Source organism: Methylobacter sp., from assembly GCF_030680395.1.
Lineage (GTDB): Bacteria > Pseudomonadota > Gammaproteobacteria > Methylococcales > Methylomonadaceae > Methylobacter_A.
The window spans coordinates 131,361-150,121 of sequence record NZ_JAUXVR010000026.1; the positions used below are offsets into that span (position 1 = coordinate 131,361).

The 18,761-nt window shown below is 48.5% G+C and carries 15 protein-coding genes; 12 read left to right on the forward strand and 3 right to left on the reverse strand.

Annotation, left to right across the window (positions count from 1 at the left end; genetic code table 11):
- Window positions 1–55: 55 nt before the first annotated feature.
- Window positions 56–979, reverse strand: coding sequence for an NAD(P)-dependent methylenetetrahydromethanopterin dehydrogenase (locus Q8L79_RS11240; RefSeq protein WP_305271125.1), 924 nt, complete (start codon window positions 977–979; stop codon window positions 56–58).
- A 43-nt stretch (window positions 980–1,022) separates the two neighbouring features.
- The gene (locus Q8L79_RS11245; protein WP_305271128.1) at window positions 1,023–1,931 is read right to left on the reverse strand and encodes an NADP-dependent methylenetetrahydromethanopterin/methylenetetrahydrofolate dehydrogenase; all 909 of its coding nucleotides are present in this window, start codon (window positions 1,929–1,931) and stop codon (window positions 1,023–1,025) included.
- Window positions 1,932–2,098: 167 nt separating this feature from the next.
- On the opposite strand from Q8L79_RS11245, the gene Q8L79_RS11250 reads away from it, so the two are divergent.
- The 9 genes from Q8L79_RS11250 (at window position 2,099) to Q8L79_RS11290 (ending at window position 10,045) form a co-directional block, all read left to right on the forward strand.
- Window positions 2,099–2,707: a 5-formyltetrahydrofolate cyclo-ligase gene (locus Q8L79_RS11250; RefSeq protein WP_305271131.1), complete on the forward strand. Its 609-nt coding sequence runs from the start codon at window positions 2,099–2,101 to the stop codon at window positions 2,705–2,707.
- Between the two features lie 11 nt (window positions 2,708–2,718).
- Window positions 2,719–3,849 (forward strand): carboxynorspermidine decarboxylase, encoded by a 1,131-nt coding sequence (locus Q8L79_RS11255; protein ID WP_370869942.1) that lies wholly within the window; start codon window positions 2,719–2,721, stop codon window positions 3,847–3,849.
- Window positions 3,850–3,936: 87 nt separating this feature from the next.
- The gene (locus Q8L79_RS11260; protein WP_305271141.1) at window positions 3,937–4,929 is read left to right on the forward strand and encodes a zinc-dependent alcohol dehydrogenase family protein; all 993 of its coding nucleotides are present in this window, start codon (window positions 3,937–3,939) and stop codon (window positions 4,927–4,929) included.
- A gap of 86 nt (window positions 4,930–5,015) precedes the next feature.
- Entirely contained in the window at window positions 5,016–7,361 is a 2,346-nt protein-coding gene (gene mrcB / locus Q8L79_RS11265; protein ID WP_305271143.1) for a penicillin-binding protein 1B, read from the forward strand.
- Window positions 7,362–7,372: 11 nt separating this feature from the next.
- Entirely contained in the window at window positions 7,373–7,999 is a 627-nt protein-coding gene (lolA, locus tag Q8L79_RS11270) for an outer membrane lipoprotein chaperone LolA (RefSeq protein ID WP_305271146.1), read from the forward strand.
- 70 nt (window positions 8,000–8,069) lie between these two features.
- On the forward strand, window positions 8,070–9,377 hold the full coding sequence (locus tag Q8L79_RS11275) for a replication-associated recombination protein A (RefSeq protein ID WP_305271149.1): 1,308 nt from the start codon (window positions 8,070–8,072) through the stop codon (window positions 9,375–9,377).
- 78 nt (window positions 9,378–9,455) lie between these two features.
- Window positions 9,456–9,713 (forward strand): antitoxin, encoded by a 258-nt coding sequence (locus Q8L79_RS11280; protein ID WP_305271152.1) that lies wholly within the window; start codon window positions 9,456–9,458, stop codon window positions 9,711–9,713.
- A complete protein-coding gene (locus tag Q8L79_RS11285) occupies window positions 9,714–9,890 on the forward strand; it encodes a type II toxin-antitoxin system PemK/MazF family toxin (RefSeq protein WP_305271155.1) in 177 nt (58 codons plus the stop codon).
- On the forward strand, window positions 9,887–10,045 hold the full coding sequence (locus tag Q8L79_RS11290) for a type II toxin-antitoxin system PemK/MazF family toxin (protein ID WP_305271157.1): 159 nt from the start codon (window positions 9,887–9,889) through the stop codon (window positions 10,043–10,045). The genes Q8L79_RS11285 and Q8L79_RS11290 overlap by 4 nt, the downstream gene beginning before the upstream one ends.
- A gap of 60 nt (window positions 10,046–10,105) precedes the next feature.
- Here Q8L79_RS11290 and Q8L79_RS11295 read toward each other — a convergent pair whose 3' ends face one another.
- Window positions 10,106–10,627 carry a tetratricopeptide repeat protein gene (locus Q8L79_RS11295; protein ID WP_305271160.1) on the reverse strand — a complete coding sequence of 174 codons (522 nt, stop codon included), beginning with the start codon at window positions 10,625–10,627 and terminating at the stop codon, window positions 10,106–10,108.
- A 74-nt stretch (window positions 10,628–10,701) separates the two neighbouring features.
- Between Q8L79_RS11295 and Q8L79_RS11300 the strand changes: the two genes are divergently transcribed.
- The 3 genes from Q8L79_RS11300 (at window position 10,702) to Q8L79_RS11310 (ending at window position 18,593) form a co-directional block, all read left to right on the forward strand.
- Window positions 10,702–10,899 carry a hypothetical protein gene (locus Q8L79_RS11300; protein ID WP_305271163.1) on the forward strand — a complete coding sequence of 66 codons (198 nt, stop codon included), beginning with the start codon at window positions 10,702–10,704 and terminating at the stop codon, window positions 10,897–10,899.
- A 372-nt stretch (window positions 10,900–11,271) separates the two neighbouring features.
- On the forward strand, window positions 11,272–13,587 hold the full coding sequence (locus Q8L79_RS11305) for a TonB-dependent receptor (RefSeq protein WP_305271166.1): 2,316 nt from the start codon (window positions 11,272–11,274) through the stop codon (window positions 13,585–13,587).
- Between the two features lie 56 nt (window positions 13,588–13,643).
- A complete protein-coding gene (locus tag Q8L79_RS11310; protein WP_305271168.1) occupies window positions 13,644–18,593 on the forward strand; it encodes a response regulator in 4,950 nt (1,649 codons plus the stop codon).
- The last annotated feature ends 168 nt before the right edge of the window (window positions 18,594–18,761 follow it).

The following is an 18,761-nucleotide window of genomic DNA, read 5'->3' on the forward strand; positions in this document are numbered from 1 at the left end:
CACGTTAAATTGCGGAAACCTGAAACCTGAATCGTGAATAAAGCTGACTTCCCTTTTAGTCTGCGTCAGAATCGAACTGTATTTCCCTGGCTTTATTAAATGCATACCTAAAGTCAATAAACAGCGGCTGCTCAGACCCTAACATTGCTTTTAATAACTCATGTTGTAGTTGAAACTTAACATTCCCGATAGCTAAAGCGCCAATACCTACTGCGCTTTGTGCATTTATCGCATGGATAAGTGGTGCGCCACAATCATTGTTTTTAACGCCCTCTATGCCAAAAGGTGGAACTGCATTGACATCGCCGGCCACTTTTAGTTGTGTCGCCTCTTTTAATACACTTGCACTTAAAACCTGAATACCCGCTTTGGCTGTACAGAAAATAATATCAGCATCGGCCACCAATCGAGCTTTATCGGCGTCAGAATTGGCCAAGGCCCCTTTAAGAGTGCAATTAAAACGACGATTGTATGCTTTAGAAACATCCAGAGCTGTATCGATTGATAAATGGTCGGTTAATGTTACATCAGCACCGGCTAATGAAGCAATAACGCCTGTAGCAATACCTACAGGGCCTGTTCCGCCAAAAATTATAATCGAACAGTCTTTCAGTTCTTTATTATGCTTTGCTTTCAGCTCTTTTTCTGCACAAGTAACTAATGCCGCAGCTGTGGTAAAAGCACCGCTGGGGTCGGCAAAAACCGAGATTTCAAAAGGCGAAACCATGGCTTGTTTACTTGTTTTCAGCATGTCCATGGCTAAACCTAAATCGCGGCCGCCAATAAAAATCCCGGTCCGTTTAACGCCTGATGGACTACGGGAGAAGGTAGCATCTTGAGTAAGTCCATAAACACTATCCAATTTGACATTGTTATATGGAATCAGCACGTCAAACCCTGCATCCAGTGCCATGTTAATGTCGAATGGGCTGTTGTTCGGCATGGGGTCAAGCATGTGAAGAATACTGCGTTTTGCCATTAGGGTTCCTTTTTAGTATGCAGATTAATCCGAAAGTTTAGACTCAAGAGTTTGATTTAATATATTCCCTTGCGGTTTCAAAGGCATGCTCAAAATGCAGATAAACAGGTTTGTCGCTATTGATCATTTTTTTCAACAAAAGGACCTGGGTCTGGAATTTAATGTTACCGATTGCCATAGCGCCCAAGCCGACAGCGCCACTTTTTGAGCCCTCAATGGCGGTGCCGTTATGGAAGGCGTCAACACCCGCGATGCCTGCCGGTGGTACGGCATTTGCGTCGGCGGCCACTTTGAGTTGTGGGGCCGATGCGATAAGTTCTGCACTTAATAATTCAATACCTGCAGCGCCGGTTGCAAAAACAACATCAGCTGTTTTGATGTATTCCGCTTTATCCGCATCTGCGCCTGCTTCAATAGTAATTTTACCTTCGCCAAATTCATTGTTGCACATGTCGGCAATGGCTTGGGCTTTATCCAGTTGACGTCCTATGAGTTTTACCTGCGCTCCGCCTTGGGCGGCGATCACTGCGACTACCTGACCAACAGGCCCGGTTCCGCCAAGCACCAGAATATTTTTTCCTTCCAGAGTCGTGTCGAATTTGCTCATTAATTCGCGTTCAACAGCAGCAACCATGCCTGCTGCTGTGGTAAATGCTCCGCTAGGATCAGCAAATACGGAAACTTCAAAAGGAGAGAACATAGAGCGTTTTGCTATATTCAGCATATCCATAGCTTGCTTGGTATCGCGTCCGCCAATGAATATCCCGGTACGTTTTAAATTTTTAGGGCTGCGGGAAAAAATAGCGTCCTGGACCAAGCCTTGAATTTCGCTGGGTTCAACATTGGTATAGGGTAATGCGGAAACCCAGCCTGCATCCAATGCCATATTGACATCAAATGGACTAAGGTTTTTAGCTGTAGTTAGCATGTGTAAAATGAACGGCTTTTCCATGGTATCTCCTTTATGTATTTATCCGGTAAGTATAAAAGAAAACACATCAGAATAAAAATGCCCTTGCATATTTGAATTTTAAACTAATGTTGAACCTGTGTATTATTTGGAATAGTTTTATGTTTTTGAGGTTGCAATGTTTATTGATTTAGTAAAGATTAATGTATATGAATGATCTAAAAAACCGGCAACGGCGTAAAGCTCACGATGCCCGCAATGGGCAAATGGATAAGGATGCCATGAGCCGGATTATTTGCGCGCAATTTGTAGCGCACCCGATTTATCAACAAGCCAAAACGGTGATGTGGTATATCGATTGTCGCTCGGAAGTCAGGACTCAACCGGCATTATTAGATGAACTGGAAACCGGCAAGTGCATGGTTATCCCATACTGTACTAAAGATGAGCAAGGGCATAATAAGCTGGGTTTATGGCGGTTGGAGGATTTTGCAGAATTGGTGCCGGGAATGTGGGGGATTTTAGAACCGCCCAAACAACGATGGGGCGAGTTGGGGAAAGAGGTTGCTCCTGAACAGCTCGATTGCGTCATGGTGCCGGGTGTGGCTTTTGATCGAAATGGCGGACGCTTGGGTAATGGTGCGGGTTATTATGATCGTTTATTGAAGAGAGTCAGAGCCGATGCCGTGTTGATTGGTGTTTGTTTTGAGGCCCAGTTAGTTGAGCAAGTCGCTATGGATGCTCATGATGTAGCTATGGATATTGTAATGACAGAAAAAACACTTTATGCCGGCAAAGGACGGCAGTTTTCTAACTGATGGATTTTCAAGTGTTGAAAGACAGCGTCTATTCCTCTCCGGCCTTTGTTGTGGATGAAATACAAGTTACCAAGGCCTTGGAAACATTAGCCGAGCTGAGAGTCCAATGTGGCTGCAAGGTTTTATATTCCATAAAATCATTGCCTTTTTCAGTTGTCATGGACATGGCGAAGCCTTTTATTGATGGCTTTTCAGTCAGTTCCTTATTTGAAGCGCGGCTGGCCGATGAGATTTTAGCGGGGCAGGGTAGCATTCACTTGACCACGCCCGGTATAAGTCAAGATGAGCTTGATGAATTAAGTTTACTGTGCTCGCACATCAGCTTTAATTCTTTGACTCAGTACCGGCGGTATTCGGAGAAGGCTGGAGAGCAGTCTTCAATCGGCTTAAGGGTTAACCCGAAGCTGTCCTTTTTGCATGACGACCGATTCGATCCCTGTCGGCAACATTCAAAACTGGGCGTTGCTATCGAGGAGTTGAGCCGCTCGATTTGTCTGGATCAAATTGAGGGATTGCATGTTCATAACGTGTTTTCCGCAACGGATTACACTCCGTTAAGTAAAACTATCGAGACGCTTCAGCAACATTTGGGGGCAGGATTAGCTCAACTTGAATGGCTAAATATCGGTGGCGGCTACTTGTTTGGTCAAATTGAAGATCATCGCCCTTTTGTTGAGCTGGTCAGTAAGCTGAAACATGATTTTGGTGTCGAAGTTTATATTGAGCCGGGTAAAGCAGTCGTAGGCCGAGCCGGACATTTAGTGGCGACAGTGCTTGATCGTTTTGTCAGTGACGGTGAAACCATAGTCATACTGGATACCTCGGTCAACCATAATCCCGAAGTATTTGAATACCAGCGTCAGCCAGAGCTGCATGAACATGATCCCGACGGAGAATATGCCGCTATTCTGGCAGGCTGTACCTGTCTGGCAGGTGATGTATTCGGTAAATATCGATTTAAAGAACCCTTGGAAGTAGGCGATAGAGTGGTTTTTAAAAATGTCGGCGCGTACACCCTGATTAAAGCGAATCGGTTTAATGGTTACAATCTGCCGGATATTTATCTGAGCAACTCCCTGCGGGTGAAAAAACTGAAACACTACGATTATCAGGATTATCGCCGGCAATGGTTGGCTGATTGAGAGTCAGGGTGGGGATTGGGCTTTAGTGGTTCAGTACTCGTTAAGGTATAAAACCGTACATTCTTATTTACAAAAAAGGCTAAAGACATGAAAGCAATAATGATGACGGCCATCGGTAATCCCGACGTTCTCGAATTACACGATATTGACGAGCCGGAAATTTCTACAGCAACGCAAGTTAAAGTCAGACTGAAAGCCGCAGGCGTCAATCCCGTCGATACTAAAATCAGGCGTAACGGCTTGCTTTTTGATAACCGATTGCCGGCGGTATTGGGTTGTGATGGCGCTGGAGAGGTTATTGAAGCAGGCAGCGCAGTCAGCCAATTTAAACCGGGCGGTAAGGTCTGGTTTTGTCATGGCGGGTTGGGGCGTGAACAAGGTAATTACGCCGAATACACGGTGCTTGATCAACGCTGGGTCAGTTTGATGCCGCAGACCTGCTCGTTTGTCGAGGCCGCCGCATTGCCGCTGGTGTTGATTACCGCATGGGGCGCGCTGTTCGATCGCGGCGGATTGCAAGCAGGGCAAACGGTGCTTATCCATGCCGGAGCCGGAGGTGTAGGACATGTGGCGATACAATTGGCAAAACTAAAAGGCGCCAGAGTAATTACTACGGTGAGTTCCGAACAAAAGGCGGAGTTTGCCAAAGCGATGGGCGCCGATGAAGCGGTTATCTATACGCAAGACGGTTTCGCCGATGCGGTCAATAAACTTACCGATGGCAAAGGCGCTGATCTTGTTTTCGATACAGTGGGTGCTGAGGTATTCAAAGAAAGTATTGCAGCGACAGCGCATTTCGGCCGCCTTGTGACCTTGCTCGATCCGGGTGAATTGAGTCTGGCTGAAGCTCGAGTGCGTAATTTATTGATAGGCTTCGAATTGATGTTAACTCCGATGCTTAGAGGGTTACCTGAGGCAAGGGACAAACACGTTGAGATTTTAAAGCAATGTGCGCAATGGATTGATAAAGGACTTTTAAAAACGCATATCAGCAAGCAGTTACCGTTGGCAGAGGCAACTAAGGCGCATCAATTGGTAGAGGCCGGACATAGCACCGGCAAAATTGTACTGGCTATATAGTATGGATAGCGAATGGTTGCTGATTCAGGCAACCTTATATTTATGTATAATAGTTAACATTAATTAAGATAATGTTGTAAGAGGTTATGGCAGAAAAAACGAAAAAACGCGAATCAGGTCGGTACGGCAATAAAAAAACGGTATCCAAAAAACCGACTTCACATTGGTTTAGAAATTCAGTGCTGCTTTCCATGGTTGGATTTGCGTTTATGTTGTTGAGTTATCTGGGCTACCTGGATTACAACGTGCGCACCCAATTTGAAGGCAAACGCTGGGCTATTCCTGCACGGGTTTATGCCAGTCCGGTAGAGCTCTATGCAGGCTACAACCTGACTGCTTCAAAGTTTGAAGAGTTGTTGCAGGCTCTGCACTATCGGTTGGATGTTCATTTGTCTTCGGAAGGCACCTATTTTAAAAACGGTTCGCAAGTCAGCGTAAAAACCAGAGAGTTTGTTTTCTGGGATCAGCCGCAACCCAGTAGTGTTATACGGGTGAATTTTACTGCGTCAGGCATCGCCAACATCGTTGATGCGACGCAAAGCCAAGATCTTGCCATTGTGCGTCTGGATCCCATACAAATCGGCAGTTTGTATCCCACCATAAAAGAAGACCGGATATTAATTAAGCTGGAAGAAGCCCCGGACATGCTGATTAAGGGCTTGCTGGCTTCGGAAGACCGCGATTTTTATCAGCACATCGGTATCTCATTTAAAGGCATTGCCAGAGCAATGTGGATGAATGTGCTGGCCGGGCATATGGTGCAAGGCGGAAGCACGATCACTCAGCAGTTGGTTAAGAACTTTTATCTGACCTCCGAACGCAGCTTGTCGCGTAAAGTCAAAGAGGCCTTGATGGCGCTGATTTTGGAATACCGTTACAGCAAAGATGAGATTCTGGAAGCGTATTTAAATGAAATATATCTGGGACAGGATGGCGCCAGTGCTGTGCATGGCTTTGGCCTGGCCAGTGAGTTTTATTTCGGCAGTTCTTTAAAGGACTTGCCTTTGGAACATATCGCCTCATTGATTGCGTTGGTTCGCGGACCGTCTGAATATGATCCAAGGCGATATGCCGACCGTTCCCTGCAACGGCGCAATCTGGTTCTGGAAGAGATGGCAATGGAAGGCTATATCACTAAACAACAGACGGCTGTGGCAACAGCAAAGCCTTTAAATGTGATCGCCAATACCCATCGCTCAACCAATCGCTATCCCGGATTTCTTGATCTGGTCAAGCGCCAATTAAGACAGGAATACAAAGAGGAAGATTTAACGTCCCAAGGGCTCAGGATTTTTACCACGCTGGATACACGGGTTCAGGATGCGCTGGAGGATACCTTGTCTAAAAAGCTGAATCAATTGGAGAAACTGCCTAAAGCTAATGACCTTGAAGCCGCAGCCGTAGTAACGCGTAGAGACAGCGGTGAAATAGCTGCATTGATGAGCGGTCGTGAAGTATCCAGTGCGGGATTTAATCGGGCTTTGGATGCAGTCAGGCCGATTGGCTCATTAATAAAGCCGGTCGTGTATTTGACGGCGCTGGAATATCCCGACAAGTACACCATTACCACGCCGGTCAGCGATACGGCCATTTTGATTAAGGGAGCGGGAGGCAACGACTGGAGCCCTAAAAACTATGATCACCAAGAACACGGCACAGTAGGCTTCCATACGGCATTAGCGCATTCTTACAATCTGGCTACCGTTCGGATCGGGATGGATATCGGGGTAGCCCGAATCGCCAAAACATTAAGAAGCATGGGCATCACCCGATCGGTTGACTTGTTCCCTTCGTTCTTGCTCGGAGCTGCGCAATTAACGCCGATGGAAGTAACTCAGATGTACCAAACGCTGGCCGGTGACGGCTTTTCAACGCCTTTAAAAGGTATCAGAGCCGTAGTTGCAGCCGATGGCTCACGCCTACAAAGTTACCCGTTTACAGTGAGACAGGTGCTTGACCCGTCGGTAACTTATATCGTCAATACCATCTTGCAGGAAGTGATGCATGAAGGTACCGGACGTTCGGCGTATTCATCTTTTCCGGCAGACTATGGACTGATCGGTAAAACCGGTACCACCAATGATTCAAAAGACAGTTGGTTTGCCGGATACACGGGGGATTATTTGTCTGTAGTCTGGATTGGCCGGGACGATAATAAACCGGCCGGGCTAACGGGGGCAAGCGGCGCTTTGCAAGTTTGGACTTCATTAATGAAGCAGATCTCAATCCAGCCGGTGACCCTGATTCCGCCGGATAATATCAGGATGTCCTGGGTAGATCCGGCTAACGGCTTGCTGGCGAATGAAAATTGCTCCGGCGCGAAGCAGTATCCCTTTATTGCCGGCTCTGCGCCGGAAGAGTCTTCACCGTGCGTCGATTCACCTATTAATCAATTTGAAACGTTGGTTAATGAATTGTTACCGAATAATTAACAAGGGTATTTATGAAAAAAATCACAATTTTCACCGGATTGATCGCAATGTTGCTTTTTAATATTTCCGGCTATGCAGAAGACAAACCCGTTAAGCAACTGAGAGCGTTTTTAAAGAACACAAAATCACTCACTGCTGATTTTAAACAGGTATTGATCAATGAAGCAGGCAATCCCACTCAAACCAGTTATGGTATTTTTTATCTGCAACGGCCGGGGAAGTTCCGTTGGGATTACTTAAAACCCTTCCAGCAACAGATTGTCTCTACGTCGGGGAAAGTCTGGTTTTACGATACCGACCTGGAGCAGGTCACCGTCAAAAAGCTCGACGAATCCGTGGGTTCAACACCGGCCTTGCTGTTAAGCGGGGAAATATCGCTGGATGAGAATTTCACCATGGAACAGCAGGGCGTCGACGGTAATTTAATGTGGATAAAACTATTGCCTAAAAACCAGGAAAGCAGTTTTAAATATGTCCTGATCGGTTTAAATAACGATTCCTTGGGCGGTATGGAGTTGAGCGATAATTTCGGCCAGCTGACACGCATTTATTTTTCCAATGTCATTTTGAATCCGCCGTTAAAGCAAACCTTGTTTGAGTTTAAAGCGCCCAAGGGTGTCGATGTTTTCTCGGATTGATGAGGAGCAGGTTCAAGGTACAAGGTCAAAGGTTCAAGTCACCTTTAACCTTGTACCTTGAACCTCCGTTATGCTTTTCGATGATTTAACCAAACCTCTGGCCGACCGAATGCGGCCGACAGAGTTAGCCGATTACGTCGGCCAGCAACATATCCTGAAACCCGGCAAGCCGCTGTATGAAGCTATCGCCTCGGGGCGCTTGCATTCGATGATTTTCTGGGGACCGCCGGGCACCGGTAAAACCACGTTGGCCCGGCTGATTGCCCAGCATTCCGATGCCGAATTCATGCCGATTTCGGCGGTGCTGTCCGGTGTCAAGGAAATAAGGGCGGCGGTCGCCGAGGCCAAGAAAATACAGCTGGAACAGCATCGGCGCACCATTTTATTCGTCGATGAGGTGCATCGCTTCAATAAGTCGCAGCAGGATGCATTCCTGCCGCATGTGGAAGACGGCACGGTTTATTTTGTCGGTGCGACCACCGAAAATCCGTCTTTCGCGCTCAATAATGCGTTATTGTCCAGGGCTCGGGTCTATGTGCTTAATGCATTAACGGCTGATGATTTATTGGCGGTGATAGATAAAGCGTTAACCGATAAGGTGCGCGGTTTGGGCGGTCTGGCTATCGAAATGGCCGATGATATAAAACAGCAGTTCGCCCAAGCGGCTGACGGCGATGCCCGAAGACTGCTCAACTTGCTGGAAATCGCCGTAGAGCTTGCCGCCGCCAAGGGCGGACAGGCGGTTAATGAAGCCATTGCCAAAGAAGTGCTGTCGGGCGGCGTGCGTCGTTTTGATAATCAGGGCGAAGAATTTTATAACCAGATTTCGGCGCTGCATAAATCCGTGCGCGGCAGTTCGCCCGACGCCTCGCTGTACTGGTTGTGCCGGATGATGGATGGCGGCTGCGATTTGTCCTATCTGGCCCGGCGCGTCGTCAGGATGGCGTCCGAGGACATAGGCAATGCCGATCCGAGAGCCTTGCAGATTTGCATCAACGCCTGGGAAGCCCAGGAGCGCTTAGGCAGTCCGGAAGGCGAGCTGGCCTTGGCGCAAGCCGTCGTTTATCTGGCCTGTGCGCCGAAAAGCAATGCGGTGTATATGGCTTACAACGCGGCAATGGCAGATGCCAGACAAAGCGGCAGCCTGGGTGTGCCGGTGCACTTAAGAAATGCGCCGACCAAGCTGATGAAATCGCTGGATTACGGCAAGGAATACCGCTATGCCCATAATGAACCGGAAGCCTATGCCGCCGGGGAAAATTACTTTCCAGATGAGTTGGCAGGCAGGCAATATTACCAGCCGGTAGATCGAGGGCTGGAAATCAAGATCAAGGAAAAATTAAAGCATTTGAAAGAATTGGATAGGAAAGCCACCTAACTAAACTGCTTGTTGTTAAGCAAAATATCAGATGCTACAGTCGCATTATATTTATGTATAACTGCTAGGGGCATAGTCATGTACACAACAAGTCTTCGCAAAGTTGGCGGCTCAATTATGATGGCCGTTCCACCTGCATTTCTCGATATGTTGCATATAGGGGCCGGTACTACGGTCAGCGTTGAGATTGATCATGGCCGGTTGGTGGTCGAACCTCAATTGCGGCCACGCTACACCCTTGACGAGTTGTTGGCGCAGTGTGACGCTTCCGCACCGATCAGCGATGAAGATCATGCTTGGGTAGATTCCGGCCGGGTCGGTAACGAGCTACTGTAAATGGAGCGGGGCGACATATATCTGGTTTCACTCGATCCGACTTCAGGACGCGAGCAGCAAGGAACCCGCCCGGTGTTAGTTGTTTCGCCCGTTGCTTTCAATCGCGCAACCCATACGCCGGTAGTTCTGCCTATTACAGGGGCGGAAATCATACCCGTACCAGCGGCTTTGCGGTGACGTTGGCGGGGACGGGCACGAATACCACAGGCGTTATTCGCTGCGATCAGCCGCGCGCTATCGACCTAAGCGCCCGTCACGCCAAGAAGCTGGAAACTGTGCCGGAATCCATTATGGATGAAGTGCTGGCACGGTTGGTCGTGATTTTCGGGTAGAATCTACAAATATTTTATTCGGATACGGCAAGTGTTGGGTTGGAGCAGCATCAACCCAACCTACGCAGCTTTCTCATAAAAAGATTTCAAATCTTTATCTCTCGGGTAAACAAGAATACCCTTCTTCAAAAGAGATATAGCCTCTTCACGTTGCCCGGCGGATATCATTAAGTTGGCGCACAACTGATACAACGATGCAAGGTTGCCTATTTTTGATCCATCAATTGCCTTGTATAGGAGTTGAACAGCATCCTGCTGTCGGCCTACACTCACCATCAACTCTGCACAGGTTCGGTAAAGAATGACCAAGCCTGTCATACCCGGCAGATGAATTGCCTTTTCGATCAGTTCTATCCCTTCTGGTGTGCGATCGGCCTTTTTCAGTAGCTTTACGCAAGCTTGAAACAGTACTACTTTATTTGTTAACGCTGGCGCGTTAATGCCTTTCTTCAGCATTTCGATGGCATCATTAAGCCGACCGGATTTTTCCAACAGTTCCGAGCAAGTTTGGTAAAGGTAAGCTTGGTTATGTGCGCTTTTATCTGCAATACCTTTCTTAAGAATCCCAATGGCATCATCCAAGCGGCCTTGTCTTTCGATTAACTCGGCGCACATTAGTCCCATTATGAAATAACCCTAATGTAGAGGAAAGAAAGATGCCCCGTAGAGCCCGTGTAAGATATGCAGGTGTACCGCAACACGTGATTCAGCGTGGGAACAACCGCGCAGCCTGTTTTTTTGCAGACGAGGACTATCAATCCTATCTGGACAGCCTTCTGGAAGGCGCGACGCGATATGGCTGTAACATTCACGCCTATGTGCTGATGACAAACCAAGGAGCAGGAGGCTACTGACGAGTTGTTGGCAGATGCGAAGCTTGCCGCGTGGAATGCGTATCTCGTTTTGCGGCCTGATGAATTCGCCGAGGTGTTGCTTGGGATAAATCACACCGACCCAATGCCAACGGATATGGGCAATTAGCCGGAATTGTTATCGCCGCACACCGGCAAACTTTTAAAAGAGTAGCCGCTGTCATTGACTGGAATGAACAAGCTAAGCCTTTGATGGTCTCATCTTCCAAGGAAAATAAAGTGCTCAATCAAACTTTTTCAGTGTAAGCAAATAACAATTTTTACGTAAGCATTTGTACTATACTCTTGTAAGTTACTTGACTTAGGAGAGGGATATTCATCAAAGTGCTACGCAGAATTAGACACATTGTCTTTATGACCGCCATTTTGGCTGGAGCTACGGTACAGGCGGGTAATAATATAACACTTGAACCTATAGTGGTCGAAGGCATTGCTCCACCCGGTAACGGTCTGATGAATCCACAGGATGCGCCGCATTCGCGGAGTGTAATCTCACGCGCCGCCATCGAGCAGAAAAACACGCTTAATAACGCCTATCAGGCCATGGATTTACTGCCGGGAGTTAACACTTACAGCTACGACGCCACCGGCTTATTTGGCGGTGGTTTGCGCATACGCGGTTTCAACAGCGATCAGATCGGTGTCAGTATTGATGGTGCGCCAATCAACGATGCAGGCAACTATGCCGTCTATCCTTCCGAACTGGTTGATCTTGAAAACCTGGAGGAAATTTCAGTCACCCAGGGTTCGAGTGAAACTGATGCGCCTATGATCGGCGCAACCGGCGGTTCGATAGGCTTTATCACCTCCAATCCCAGCGATTATTCACGTTTCCGGGTGCAGCAGAGTTACGGCGCCTATAATGCTTACAAAACCTTTTTGCGCGCCGATACCGGTTATCTGGGCGGCAATCGTTTTAAGGCCTTTATTTCGGTCTCCAAAGCCGAAGCTGAAAAATGGAAAGGTTACGGCGGCGCCGATCGCGAACATCTGGATTTTAAAGGCGTACTTAACCTGGCGCCCGGCAGCAGCATTACCGGCGGCTTGTTGTTTAACGAAATGCTCAACAACAATCTGCGCACTTTGACTTTAGCCGAAATTCAAACGTTGGGCCGCGATGCCGATTTCGGCGGTCAAGCCCCGCAACATCTGGCCGGGATCAATGGCAGCGCACAAGTCGAAAAAATACCGTCAGATCTCTATTACAATCTTAATCTCAATCCGTACCGTAATTACCTGGCCACACTGAAAGGCCGATTTCAACTGTTGCCAAACTTGCGCCTGGATATTGACCCTTACTATAGCTACGGCTACGGAACCGGTGGCAACCAGCTCAGGACGCTGGCGGAAAGCAATGCCGCCAACAGATTTGGCGGCGGCATCCGCGACATCAATCAAGACGGAGACACGCGCGATACGGTGATGATTTATAGCGGAGCCGTGACAGAAACCGAGCGCCCCGGCGTTACCGGCCGGATGCACAGCCAAATTGCTAATCATCGCCTAATGGCCGGCTACTGGTTCGAGTATGCGCATCACCGTCGCACCCAACCGGCTGTGCCATTCGACGCCGCCGGTAATAGCGCCGATCCCTGGCTAGACAACACCTCAGCCTTTTTACTGCGTCAGGACGGCACGCCTTATCAGGGCCGCGACTTCCTGACCCTCAATACCTCGCAATCGTTTTTCGGTCAGGACGATATCGGTTTCCTGAACGACAAACTCATCCTGTCGCTGGGCTTGCGCTACACCCAAATTCAGCGCGATTTCACCAATTACGCCAGTGAAGGCGGCGGCGCCGATTACAATATTAAACAAACTTACGCCAGACCGCTCCCCAGTGTCGGTATTCGTTACCAGTTCACCGGTACCCAACAAGTATTTGTTAATCGTGCCGAAAACTTCAAGGCACCGCCCGATTCGGTGCTTTATGGCTTGATTAACGGAGGAACTATTAACCAGCAGGGCAGGTTAACCGGTTACACGCTAAAGCCCGTCAATGTTGACGAGGAATTGGCAACTAACTGGGATTTGGGTTACCGCTATGCAGGCAGGGATTTGTCATTCTCCGGCACGCTGTTTTATATCGATTACCGTAACCGTATTGCCTCGGCTTATGACCCTGTCAATAATATCAATACCAACTACAACGTCGGCGATTCCACTACCAAAGGCGTCGAACTTGAATCAGCCTGGCGTTTTTTGCCGAACTGGAGCGTGTACGGTTCTTTCACTTATACCCACAGCCGCATCAAGCAAAATCTGCAAACTGCCGCGAATACGGTTGACGCAACTGCCGGCAAGGCGTTTCCCGACGTGCCGAATTATATGGCGGGCGCGGCGCTGCAATATCGCGATGGGCCATGGTCGGCCAATTTGTCGGCCAAATACACCGGCACGCGCTATTCGACGCTGGTCAACGACGAGTCGATCAACGGCTATACGCTGGTCGGTTTCGACGCAGGCTATCGTCTGCCTTCGACCGGCTGGTTTCGCGATCCGACCGTGCGCCTGAATGTTTATAACTTGCTGGATCAGGACTATCTCAATCTTAACGCCGGGAGCGGCAGCGGTTTTACCAACCGCGCGCTGGGCGTGGGCGGCAGTGCGCCGTCTTACTATGTAGGCGCGCCTCGCAGTTTCAGCGTAATGCTATCGACTGATTTTTAAGTGGTTCGAGTGAATGTTATAATTCCCTTATGAAGGAATCGCAATGGAAAAAACATTTGACCTCAACACTGCTGTCTGTGCTGCTTATGTGGCTGACGATATCGATTCCGGTGACTTGCGCAGCGCCCCCTTTGCATTTTACCAAGTTGAATATGGATGCGCTCAGCTCACCCATGACCATGATTCAGGATTATCAAGGATTTATCTGGATGGGTACGCAATCGGGCCTGTACCGTTACGATGGTTATCAATACCGACACTTTCAGCATCAGCCTAACACACCAAATAGCTTCCCTCCCCACGATTCAGTAACCAGTTTGATTGAGGATCAGCAACACAGGTTGTGGATTGGTACCCGCAATGGCCTGGCGCTTTTTGAATCGGAAACCAATACTTTTAAAACTTACTTGCCATCGGCTGATCAGGGCGATCCGCACCAAAACCGTCAAATCCGCAAAATAGTGTCGGATGGAAAAAACGGGCTATGGCTGGCGACTAGGCAGGGATTACAGTATTTTGATCCCGACACAGGAAAGTTTCGCATATATCAGCATGATTCGACCCATCCGGACAGCCTTGCCAGCGATAATGTCGACACGTTGGCGCTAGATCAGCAAGGCGGGCTGTGGCTTGCGACTTGGCCGGGAGGCATTGATTACTTGCCAGCCGGCAGCTCACAATTCCAGCATTATCAAATCAACAGTTCTAACAACAGCTCCTTGGCTAAAAATATCAGGGCGTTGTTTGTTGACAGCCGGAAACGTCTGTGGATAGGTTCTGAAGCTGGGATTTTTCTCAAGCATCCCGGCCAGAATTGGGCGCAGAACAAGCAACTGCCGATGCCCGGAAATCCGCAAGATTTTAGGGTGCATGATTTTATCGAAGACAGCTCGGGAAGCGTCTGGGTCGCCACTGTTGGCGGTTTATTGCGGTGGGATGATGTCCTGCAACAATTTGACCGCTACCAACATCAGGTAGAGGATCCGAACAGCCTTGCCGGCAACCATGTTTTGTCATTGCTGCTGGATCGTTCCGGGTCATTTTTGATCAGTACAAAAAACGGAATTAGCGAAGTTGATTTATCTCTCGGAGGGTTCGAACAACTTATCCCGAGAACTTTACAAGGTAAAGAAGACTCTACGGATAATACTGTGACAGCGATAGCATCTACTGAAGCTGGTCATTTGTGGCTAGGCGGCCGTTCTACATTGATGTTGATCGATCCCATAAACCGGCGGATTATCAAGAATCTGACTGCCGCGCATAAGCAGAATGATGGGCTCCCTAACGACATAATTTACAGTTTGTACCAACAGCCGAAGGGGCCGTTATGGATAGGTACCCGTAATGGATTAATTCGGTTCGATCCCCGGCAGGAGCGATTTCAGGCTGTATCGTTGGGCGATATTGCCAGTAATTTCGTCAATAAAATTGTCCCAGGCCTTGGCGGTACGCTGTGGTTAGGTACTGGCGGCGGCTTGATCGAATATGACCCGAAATCGGGCAGCCTGCGAAAATTTCAGCATGATTCACTGGATCCGCACAGTCTTGCCAACAATTCCGTTAGTACGCTTATGGTTGATCGTGTCGGCAACATTTGGGCGGGTGGTAGCGATGTAGCAGGTGGAGGGTTGGGTATACTTAATCCATCGACAGGGAAATTCCAATATTACCATTCCGATCCAACTAACCCTGCCAGCTTAGCAAGCGATTTTGTAATGGATTTACAGGAAGCCCCGGATGGTTCGGTGTGGATTGCGTCAACCAGAGGCATTAGCCAAGCAATCGTTACGGCAGACGGAAGTCTGAGTTTTCATAATTACAACAATCGTGATGTGTTGCACTCCGACTACATAAGAACAATCAAAATCGATAAGACAGGAAACATTTGGTTCAGTACCAACGCTGAATTGGCAAAGTTTGACCCGAGAACTGCGCAATTCAGCACTTATTATCTTGCTGAAGGGTTTTCTACGAATTGGGTTTTTGGAGCCTCCTTAGTCGATAGTGACGGGATCCTGTATTTTAATAATTTGAATGGCATGGTCGTTGTTCACCCTGAGCGTATCCGAGATAATCAAAGTCCGCCAACCATAGCGATAACCGATATTAGCGTTCTCAATCGTTCGCTTACTGAGGATGTTAATGTCGAAGGCGTTAAATTGGAGGGTAGTGTGTTCGCCCCCAAAACCTTGGCATTGCCGTGGCGGAAATTAATGTTCTCCCTGCGCTTCTCGGCGCTGCATTTTGCCGATCCCAATCGCAATCTTTATGCCTACAAGCTGGAAGGCTTTGATCAGGACTGGGTGGAAACCGATAGCAGTCACCGCATTGCAATGTATACCAACCTGGATCCCGGCAAGTATCTGTTTCGCGTCAAAGCCAGTAATAACAACGGGGTCTGGAACGAAACGGGGATCAGTCTACCCATCACCATCACACCCTCGTTCTGGCAAACGATGTGGTTCCGGACAATTGTGGCCGGCATATTCTTAAGTCTGTTGCTGGCCGCCTATTTATGGCGTGTTCGCCAACTCCAGCGTATTCAGGCAAAGCTTGAAGATCAGGTTGCCAAGCGTACTGAGGAGCTCCAAGGCATGACTCAGCAGGCGATGGCGGCAGTACAAATCAAAAGCGCGTTTTTAGCCAACATGAGCCATGAGATTCGTACTCCGATGAATGCCATCATGGGCATGACCTATTTGATCTCACAAACCGATTTAACGGTAACACAGCACAATTATCTGAATAAAATCAATACCTCGGCCAAATGGTTGCTGGGCATACTCAACGATATCCTGGATTTTTCCAAGCTTGAAGCCGGCAAACTCAAGCTGGAATACATTGAATTCAGACTTGAGACGATCATGCAGTATTTGGATGACGTAACGTCACCCCTGCTAAACGGCAAACAATTGGCGCTGAGCTTTGAGGTTGATCCGAATGTCCCGGCCGTATTGATCGGCGATCCGCTACGGCTGGGACAGGTGTTGCTTAATCTGTTGAGTAATGGCATCAAGTTTACCGAGAAAGGGAGTGTGACACTACAGGTGCAGTTACAGGCTTCTGATGCTAAAGAAGTCTGCTTACGCTTTAATGTCATCGATACCGGTATCGGCTTGAACGATGAGCAACAAAGCCATTTGTTCAGTGCTTTTAATCAAGCCGATGACTCAACCACTCGCAAGTACGGAGGCACCGGGCTGGGGCTGTCCATCAGCAAGGAGTTGGTCGAAGCCATGGGCGGCACTATCAGCATCGAAAGCCGTTTGGGGTTTGGCAGTACATTTTATTTCGCTGTTACCCTGGGTGTGCAGGCCGTGAGCGATTTCGATCAGTCGCCGCCGCAAACTGTTAAGCCGGATAAGTATCCGGAGCTGAACAATGTGTATCTGCTGTTCGTGGAGGATGATTTGGCAATCCGGGAGATGATGCCGGAAATACTGGGGCATGAGGGTATCCAGGTCGATCTCGCCGCTAACGGAGCTGAAGCCATTGCAATGATCGACAAAAACAATTATTCAATGGTGCTAATGGACTGCCAGATGCCGGTGATGGACGGTTTTGAGGCCAGTCGTATTATTCGTGCCGATCCGCGTTTTACTAATCTGCCGATTATCGCCATGACAGGCAACGCGATGACTGAAGATCGAAAACGTTGTCTTGCCAGCGGTATGAACGATCATATTAGCAAGCCGATTGATTGGGATCTGTTCTTCCGGATGTTGGCACGCTGGGTCAAACCCGCCGATCAGCAACGCGTTCCCGCTGTTTTAGCATTGCAGAGCAAGGATACAGAGTCCAATCCGGCTGTCGGGTATCTTGAAGCATTATCCGTTGCGCCTGCGTCCGGGGATGTACCGACTCAGCGACAGCTTATGGACGAATTGGATGCTCTGCTTGCCGGCGACAGATTTATCGGCGACGAACTCATCGCCCAGCTCAAAATGCTTTTTCCGGATGACAATCAGGCGGAATATAACACTCTGACGCAATACATTCTTGACACCGATTATCCTAAGGCCGCATCTGTCCTGAACACACTCATGGACTTGCCGAATGGAAAAAACGAAACAGCAGGCCAAGACCCACGCCTCACTATCCTGATCGTCGATGATACGCGCGTTAATCTGGAAGTACTGGCTTTGCTGCTAAATCAGGATTACCAAGTCAAAGTGGCCGGCAATGGTCAGAGGGCATTGGATATAGCTCAGTGTGATCCTCATCCCGACCTCGTTCTGCTTGATGTCAGAATGCCGGTGATGGATGGTTACGAAGTATGCCAACGATTGCAGGAAGATCAGCTTACCCGCGATATTCCGGTGATTTTTGTGACTGCCGCGTTCGATCAGGAATCCGAAACCTGTGGTCTGCATCTGGGCGCGGTGGATTACATCAGTAAACCCATCAGTCCAGCCATTACCTTAATGCGGGTACACAATCAGCTACTGATCAAACAACACAAAAAGGAATTGAAGCGGATTGCCTATTATGACGCCTTGACAGGTATCCCCAACCGGTTGTTGCTGGCTGACCGCATGAAACCGGCTATCGCCCAGACCCAACGCGAACAAAAGATGTTGGGTATTTGCTATCTGGATCTTGATGGTTTCAAACCCGTTAACGATACTTTGGGACATCAAGCCGGCGACCAGGTGCTGGTCGAAATTGCACAGCGCATGGGTAACACTCTTCGTGAAGGAGACACGATCGCCCGTCTGGGTGGCGATGAATTTGTGGTGTTGCTGCCGAATTTAAGTCGCGAGGAAGAATGTATAGCCACTCTGAAACGGCTACATGAGGTCATTGCCTTGCCGATTTATATCCGGGACCAGTCATTTTCGCTTACAGCCAGCATCGGTGTCAGTATTTTTCCTAACGATAATAATGATCCGGACGTGCTGCTAGGTTATGCCGATCAAGCCATGTATATCGCCAAGCAATCGGGCAGGAACTGCTATCATCTCTACAATTCCGTAGATGATCAGGAAAACCATGTTCAATAAAGGTTCACAGCCACGATTCAGTGTGGAAACAACTGCGCAGCCTGTTTTTCGCAAACGGGAACTTTCGGTTTTATCCGGATATCCTTCTGCAGAATACCCGGCATCGTCCTGCTTTTCCGGTTTATTACCGGAAGCGGTCTGCCACGGATGGATGTGATCGGCTATAAT

Excerpts from the sequence above, each read along its gene's own strand:
- Q8L79_RS11240 (WP_305271125.1), bottom strand. The coding sequence starts at position 979 with ATGGCAAAACGCAGTATTCTTCACATGCTTGACCCCATGCCGAACAAC.
- Q8L79_RS11245 (WP_305271128.1), bottom strand. The coding sequence starts at position 1,931 with ATGGAAAAGCCGTTCATTTTACACATGCTAACTACAGCTAAAAACCTT.
- Q8L79_RS11250 (WP_305271131.1), top strand. The coding sequence starts at position 2,099 with ATGAATGATCTAAAAAACCGGCAACGGCGTAAAGCTCACGATGCCCGC.
- Q8L79_RS11260 (WP_305271141.1), top strand. The coding sequence starts at position 3,937 with ATGAAAGCAATAATGATGACGGCCATCGGTAATCCCGACGTTCTCGAA.
- mrcB (WP_305271143.1), top strand. The coding sequence starts at position 5,016 with ATGGCAGAAAAAACGAAAAAACGCGAATCAGGTCGGTACGGCAATAAA.
- lolA (WP_305271146.1), top strand. The coding sequence starts at position 7,373 with ATGAAAAAAATCACAATTTTCACCGGATTGATCGCAATGTTGCTTTTT.
- Q8L79_RS11275 (WP_305271149.1), top strand. The coding sequence starts at position 8,070 with ATGCTTTTCGATGATTTAACCAAACCTCTGGCCGACCGAATGCGGCCG.
- Q8L79_RS11280 (WP_305271152.1), top strand. The coding sequence starts at position 9,456 with ATGTACACAACAAGTCTTCGCAAAGTTGGCGGCTCAATTATGATGGCC.
- Q8L79_RS11285 (WP_305271155.1), top strand. The coding sequence starts at position 9,714 with ATGGAGCGGGGCGACATATATCTGGTTTCACTCGATCCGACTTCAGGA.
- Q8L79_RS11300 (WP_305271163.1), top strand. The coding sequence starts at position 10,702 with ATGCCCCGTAGAGCCCGTGTAAGATATGCAGGTGTACCGCAACACGTG.
- Q8L79_RS11305 (WP_305271166.1), top strand. The coding sequence starts at position 11,272 with ATGACCGCCATTTTGGCTGGAGCTACGGTACAGGCGGGTAATAATATA.